Annotated in this window: 7 protein-coding genes; 3 read left to right on the plus strand and 4 right to left on the minus strand. The window is 37.3% G+C overall.

The genetic code is table 11. The annotated features are described in order from the left end of the window. Nucleotides 1–218: 218 nt before the first annotated feature. Together FTV09_RS16575 and FTV09_RS16580 are read right to left on the minus strand one after the other, a co-directional pair. The gene (locus FTV09_RS16575) at nt 219–581 is read right to left on the minus strand and encodes a NirD/YgiW/YdeI family stress tolerance protein (protein WP_067762660.1); all 363 of its coding nucleotides are present in this window, start codon (nt 579–581) and stop codon (nt 219–221) included. Between the two features lie 129 nt (nt 582–710). Further along, a complete protein-coding gene (locus FTV09_RS16580) occupies nt 711–2468 on the minus strand; it encodes a GspE/PulE family protein (RefSeq protein WP_067762661.1) in 1758 nt (585 codons plus the stop codon). 326 nt (nt 2469–2794) lie between these two features. On the opposite strand from FTV09_RS16580, the gene FTV09_RS16585 reads away from it, so the two are divergent. Next, nucleotides 2795–2932 carry a hypothetical protein gene (locus tag FTV09_RS16585; RefSeq protein WP_180058920.1) on the plus strand — a complete coding sequence of 46 codons (138 nt, stop codon included), beginning with the start codon at nt 2795–2797 and terminating at the stop codon, nt 2930–2932. Between the two features lie 213 nt (nt 2933–3145). Further along, nucleotides 3146–3781, plus strand: a complete 636-nt coding sequence (locus FTV09_RS16590; protein WP_180058921.1) for a hypothetical protein — start codon at nt 3146–3148, stop codon at nt 3779–3781. A 29-nt stretch (nt 3782–3810) separates the two neighbouring features. Here FTV09_RS16590 and tsaA read toward each other — a convergent pair whose 3' ends face one another. Continuing rightward, on the minus strand, nt 3811–4536 hold the full coding sequence (gene tsaA / locus FTV09_RS16595) for a tRNA (N6-threonylcarbamoyladenosine(37)-N6)-methyltransferase TrmO (protein ID WP_180058922.1): 726 nt from the start codon (nt 4534–4536) through the stop codon (nt 3811–3813). 106 nt (nt 4537–4642) lie between these two features. On the opposite strand from tsaA, the gene FTV09_RS16600 reads away from it, so the two are divergent. Continuing rightward, a complete protein-coding gene (locus FTV09_RS16600) occupies nt 4643–5422 on the plus strand; it encodes a ferredoxin--NADP reductase (RefSeq protein WP_111885341.1) in 780 nt (259 codons plus the stop codon). 71 nt (nt 5423–5493) lie between these two features. On the opposite strand, the gene FTV09_RS16605 is transcribed toward FTV09_RS16600, so the two are convergent. Beyond that, nucleotides 5494–6582 carry a DUF2235 domain-containing protein gene (locus FTV09_RS16605; RefSeq protein ID WP_180058923.1) on the minus strand — a complete coding sequence of 363 codons (1089 nt, stop codon included), beginning with the start codon at nt 6580–6582 and terminating at the stop codon, nt 5494–5496. Nucleotides 6583–6675 lie beyond the last annotated feature (93 nt).

Consider the following 6675-nt stretch of genomic DNA (forward strand, 5'->3'; position numbering starts at 1 on the left):
CGCAAGAGATGCGATGGATGTCTGGTGATTTGTAGTCATAAATTTTAGTCCCCACTTGTTTTTAAGTGGGGACTAAATTAAGGCTTATAGGATGAATTCATAAGGTGTGTTCAGCGGACGCTTACACGAAAAACCGATTTATTAAAAAAGAATTCAATAAAAAAACCACACCGAATGATGTGGTTTTTTCAATATTCAAATAAAGTATTTGAATAGTTTTAGAACTTCACATGATCGACATCAATTTCCACATGTTTTGTAGGTTTATGATCAATGTCTATTTCACCAATTAATGTGACGGGTGTTTTTGCTGAAATAGGCTTGCCTTGCCAAAGCTCATTATCAATTTCGACCGTAACACTGCCGGTTTTATCTTGGAATTGATATTTCTCATCACCCAAAGATTTCACTACATAGCCATGAAGTTGTACTTTTGTGTCATCTTTTTGAGTGAGTGCTTGTTTAACACTAGTTGTTTTCAGCGGTGTCACAGCAGTGTGATTCACAGCCGTATTTGCCATTGCAACTGAAGTTAAAGTTGCCAAACTTAAACCTAATGCTACAGATTTCATCTTATTCATCGTCTTCTCTCTATGACTTGCACTGTTTCGATATAAGTATTAAAACAAAGCAAGATGAGCCGAATCTTAAGATAAATATATTGAGTATTGATGCTTAAAATTTAGCTCTACGTACTAAACAACGATCATTTAATTTAGAGGGACGACACGCAGGACTTCTTCTAATGTCGTCACACCTGCTAAGACTTTACGTGCACCTGCAATACGCAATGGCTCAATCTGTTCCTTACGCGCTTGCTGGCGCAGTTGATTTAGTGTGGCATTTGCACCAATCAGCTGTTTAGTTTCCAAACTCAGTGGCATAAATTCATAGATTCCGACACGCCCCTTATAACCTGTCTGACGGCATTCATCACAACCTACTGCTTCATAGACAAAATTAGGCATTTCTAAGTTATAGTCAAATGTAAGGTGCTTCCATTCTTGCTCATTAATAAAGGTTTCACGTTTACAGTGCGGACACAACTGACGTACTAATCGCTGTGCTAATACACCTAATATCGTTGCAGCCGTTAAGAAGGGTTGAATGCCTAAATCATGCAAACGCGTCAAACTTGATGGCGCATCATTGGTATGTAGCGTTGAAAGTACTAAATGTCCTGTGAGCGCGGCTTGAATCGCCATATTTGCCGTATCGTGGTCACGAATTTCTCCAACCATAATAATATCAGGGTCTTGTCGCATGAGGGCACGAACACCATCTGCAAAACCTAGGTCAATGCCTGTATTAACTTGCATTTGGTTAAAGCTAGGTTCTAACATCTCAATCGGGTCTTCAATGGTACAAACATTGACTTCTTCAGTCGCCAATTGCTTTAACGATGAATATAAGGTGGTGGTCTTACCCGAACCCGTAGGCCCTGTCACTAAAATAATGCCGTGACTATGACTGGTTAATGTATTCCAATCATCTAACAAGCGACCATCAAAGCCAAGTTGTTGAAAGCTTCTGACTAAAACCTCTGGATCAAAAATACGCATGACCAGCTTCTCGCCAAAAGCAGTTGGCAAAGTTGAAAGACGAAGTTCTGTTTCTTGTCCTTTAGGTGTTCGTGTTTTGAGTCGACCATCTTGCGGTTTTCGTTTTTCAGCAACGTTCATACGTCCTAAAATTTTGATTCGTGATACCACTGCAGTGAGTGTATTCGCGGGCATGTTATAAATAGTATGCAGCACCCCATCAATACGGAATCGGACTTTACCGGTGTCTTTACGTGGTTCTAAATGAATATCACTCGCACCTTGTTCAAAGGCAAATTGCAGCACCCAATCGACCAGTTTGACAATGTGCTGATCATTGGCATCTGGATTTTGTGTATCACCTAATTGCAGTAGGGCTTCGACCCCTTTATTTTCACGATCATAACTCGATGATTTTTGCGAATTACTCACTGCACGACTGACTTGATAATATTCCACCAGGTAGCGTTGTAGTTGATCTGGGCTTAAAAGGACACGTTGAATTTTACGTGGTAGAACACTTCGCTCTAAGTTAGCAACCCATTCACTTTTATAAGGTTGATCTGTGGCAATCAGGACATGTTCATTTTGCAGTTCTACAGCTAAAATTCGGTTGCGTACTGCAAACTCCTGTGACATTACACTGGTCAATGCTGCAACATCGGCTTTTAAAGGATCAATAATATAAAAAGGTAATCCAGCTTTTTCTGCCAACCACTGACACAGTCGGTTCAAGGTTAATGTGGTTTGAGGATGACTTTGATCGACTAAATTAAAATTGGCAATCCATTGTAAAGGATGCCATTTCAGTTGTTCGCGCTGACGATGTGTAGTCTGTATCCGTAATTTATCACGCTCACTCACTCGCCCATCTTTTTGTAATTGGTCTAAACACCAAGAAGTGTCAATTTCAAAATTAAAAGTCATTGTTCTATGTTCCCCAAACATAAAACTAATATAGCAAGTTTTTGACATCGCATTAGATAAATTGGGCAAAGAAGGTCTGTAAATGCCTAAATAACACAAAACGGCAACACATTAAAAGCATGAATTTATTGCTCAATAAATATTGCTTAGCAACTAATGCTCGCATCAGTCGTACAAGATGCAGTTAGATTTAATAATGATTCAGATTTATTAGAATAGATAAACCTATTAACATTTTTTCAAATAAAAACTTTATTGATTACATAATTTTTACAATATGATCACCCTGATTAAATATTTGTATATCAAGAAATGAGGGAAGTACAATGCAACTTAAAAGTCTGAGCCTTTCAATTTTTACAGCAATTACATTAATTGGCTGTGGCGGCGGAGGCGGAAGTTCAAGTGACTCTTCAGTTAATAATAACCCCAATACACCAGAAGAAAATAACGACTTTCAGTAATGGGAATTTTTCGAAATAAACGGTGGTTATAATGATGATGCTTTATCTTTAGATTATTCAACCGGTACCATTAATCAAGGAAAAATCTACGACCAAAATGATTTTGAAAATGGTAATGATCTCACCATTACTCAAAATGGCATCTATCAAGACTTTGGGCCCAAAGATTCTAAATATGGCTATTTGGTTGGTACTGGCTCATTTAAGGGCTTAGTGCTTACTCATCAGCACTACTCACCTATTGGTTCCACAGATTTAGTCTTTACATCGACATACAAAAAGATTGATTTAAGTGGTAAAAATGTCTTAGCTACACTTGAACCTGAGCATCAATGGGATCTTACCAATAAATCTACAGTAAACTTTGGCACTGTCCGTAATGCCTATTACAACCGCGTTAAAGACCTGACATTCCCGGCTGGCGCTTACTGTATGCAGCAGTTGACCTACTCTAACAACCAAGAAAATCTGCTTGCTTTTAGCAATGGCAATGAGAAAAAATATTTTGATGATTATGCTGCGCAATATAGTCAAAATACTCAAGGCAGAATCTTTAAGAAAACCTATAAAGATACTGTAGCGTACCTGTATTCTTATGAAGGAAATGATGCGGATGCAACTCATGGTTATGCTGAATATAAAGGACAATATTATGAAGTAGAACGTCATGCTAAAGGTTTGCAATACAGCCTTGCAGATGAGATCCAAAATGAAAAGGATAACATTCAATCAAGTTTAACTGATGCAGAGCGCAAACTTGCCATTCAACGCATTGAAAGCCAAAACAATTTATGTACTTGGTATAACAAGACAGCAAGTACTTTTATTCAAAATAATATGAAACCTTAATCAGTATTGAAGTTATGAAAAAAGGAGCATTAATGCTCCTTTTTTTCATCCGCAATCGTGCTTACGATGACACTAAAATCACTAACACTGAATTTCACGTTACAACCACCAAACAACATACCATAAATACGTTCATCATCATGCTGATAGGCAGGACGAGGATCTAAAGCTAATACTTGCTCCAACTCCCCTACCAATTGTGGTATAAAACTGCCCAGCTTGATTAATTGCTGTTTTTGTTGTTCGGCTTGTTCTGACCAGATTACTGTTTTTCTCACGGGTTCTTGCTGTGCATAGCTACTGTTCGCGCCTACAATTGCATCTGAGTATTGAATATAAGGCTTAATATCTAAAATTGGTGTACCGTCCAATAAATCACTACCTGTGACATAAAGGTGAACGGCTTTACCCACTTTTTTGACTTCTTTAAATTGCACAACAGACAGCCCCATAGGTGATGGACGATACATACTCCGTGTCGCAAATACCCCGATTTTTTTATTGCCTCCTAAGCGTGGTGGACGAACTTGAGGTCGGAACTTATTTGATTCGACATTCTTATTGTCATGAAATTGCCAGATCAGCCAAAGATGACTGAAATCATCAATTCCCTCGAAAGCCAATAAATCGTTATAAGGTTCCACCATTTCAATATAAGATTCGACTTGCACCAAATTCGGCTGACGTGGAATACCAAATTTTTCTCGGTAGGGAGATTTCATATACCCGATAATTGGCATTTTAAGCTCAGTCATAATCACTTTTTCTGATAAGTTCAATTAAATATATTCAGTTTATCGAGAATGATTTTAGATTAGAATAGTAAGCTGTTCTAATTTGATAATTTTATTGAGACCTTTAATGGCTGCTTTTAACGTCGAAAAGATTACTCACGTCCACCATTGGAATGACACTTTATTCTCTTTTAAAACCACTCGCGATACAGCGTTACGTTTTAAAAACGGTCAATTTGTGATGATCGGCCTAGAAGTAAATGGTAAGCCTTTAATGCGCGCTTATTCTATTGCAAGCGCAAACTATGAAGAAGAATTAGAGTTTTTCTCTATTAAAGTTCCAGATGGTCCTTTAACGTCTATTTTACAAAAAGTAAAAGTTGGCGATGAAATTTTAGTGTCTAAAAAACCTACAGGTACTTTGGTTCTAGATGACTTAAACCCTGGTAAAAACTTATACCTACTTTCTTCAGGTACAGGTCTTGCACCGTTCCTTTCTGTAATTCGTGACCCTGAAACTTACGAACGTTTTGAAAAAATCATCGTTGTACATGGTACACGTTTCATTTCGGAATTGGCTTATCAAGATTTAATCTTAGATGAAATTCCTAACCACGAATTCTTTGGTGAATTAGGCGCGAAAGAAAAATTGGTTTACTACCCTACGGTAACTCGTGAAGAATTCCATACTCAAGGCCGTGTAACTACTGCCATTGAAACTGGTCAACTTTTCGAAAAAATTGGTCTTCCACGTTTCAACCCTGAAACTGACCGCGCAATGCTTTGCGGTTCACCTGCATTCCTAGACGACGTTGCTGCACTACTTGACCAGCACGGCCTGAAAGAATCTCCTAAGATGGGCGTTCTAGGCGACTACGTGATCGAGCGTGCATTCGTTGAAAAATAATTAGTTTGAATCAGATAAAACGAGGCTTTTGCCTCGTTTTTTATTACTGCTAATTCATCCCACTTGGTATTTTAAATTTGGCATATAGAATCGCTTTCTAAGGGTTTCTCTTCAGGTTCTTTTTGTATCTGTTCATATATAGATCCAAGTTTTTTATCAGTTCTACGTCCTTTCCAACTACGATTAGGCTCATATACAGTTCGCTGTCTAAAATAACTAAACGGCTCTACATTTGCCACAAACCCATATTTAGAGTCATGTATATAATTTGAATAAAAATCTACAGCTTCTTGAGAGACGTCTTTTTCCCAACTTTCCAATTCCCACTCATCAATATGCACAAGCATTTCATACAGTTTAAAAGCAGGATAAAATATTCTAAAAAGGTGTTTTACACCCGTAATATTTGACTGATTAAATGTAGTATAGTTCTTTGTCCACTTAATACGTTCAACTTCAGTTGCCATATCAGCAGGTCCGGTTGGAAACTCGAAACCACCCTCCTCCCTAGAAATTTGGCTAACTGAACGCGAAGCATTTGCTTGCTCAATATCACCATTAATTAAATGTTTTTGTCTTCTTCGGTGTAACGTTCCATAAGAGCCATAATATAATTTCATGTAATTTTGGATATCATGTTCTGTAACACCAGTAGAAGCACCTACTTCTTTTTTAACTGAATTAAATAATTGTTGTGTTTCTTCATTAATCTTGAATTCTTTTTCAAATAGTTCTTTATGTTCGCTTTCTAATTTTAAATAGTCAAAAATTTTTACATTCGCTGATACTGCAGCTTCCATCATATGTTTTAAAGGTATTCTTGCAAAATTATTATCTACACTTTGTGAATTTGGCTGATAACCGCCTCCAACATCTGAGTGCATACCAGGATAAACTATTTCTTTCCACGTATTTGGATTGGCTAATTTCCCATCTTTACGTATTAAATCAACAGGAAAAGAAAATCTTAATTCATTACCTGCAACCAAATGCAAGCAATTTTTAACCCTAGGATCAACTACCATATCCCGTCCCCTAAAGCTCAACTTATTCGGCATATTCGTAGCTGGTAAACCAAATGAAGCTACAGTATCAAACAATCCAAGAAATTGAATATCCAAAGGTAGGCAGAGTAAAACTTGAAGTGCGACATAAACCACCTAATTAATTTAAAGGGTTTATGGAGTATATAAAATTGTCATACCATCATCTTAACTTTGAAGATCGTACTGCATTAATGCTTGAGTCAAGAA

This window comes from Acinetobacter sp. YH12227 (assembly GCF_013417785.1).
Classification (GTDB): domain Bacteria; phylum Pseudomonadota; class Gammaproteobacteria; order Pseudomonadales; family Moraxellaceae; genus Acinetobacter; species Acinetobacter gandensis.

Excerpts from the sequence above, each read along its gene's own strand:
- FTV09_RS16575 (WP_067762660.1), bottom strand. The coding sequence starts at position 581 with ATGAATAAGATGAAATCTGTAGCATTAGGTTTAAGTTTGGCAACTTTA.
- FTV09_RS16580 (WP_067762661.1), bottom strand. The coding sequence starts at position 2,468 with ATGACTTTTAATTTTGAAATTGACACTTCTTGGTGTTTAGACCAATTA.
- FTV09_RS16585 (WP_180058920.1), top strand. The coding sequence starts at position 2,795 with ATGCAACTTAAAAGTCTGAGCCTTTCAATTTTTACAGCAATTACATTA.
- tsaA (WP_180058922.1), bottom strand. The coding sequence starts at position 4,536 with ATGACTGAGCTTAAAATGCCAATTATCGGGTATATGAAATCTCCCTAC.
- FTV09_RS16600 (WP_111885341.1), top strand. The coding sequence starts at position 4,643 with ATGGCTGCTTTTAACGTCGAAAAGATTACTCACGTCCACCATTGGAAT.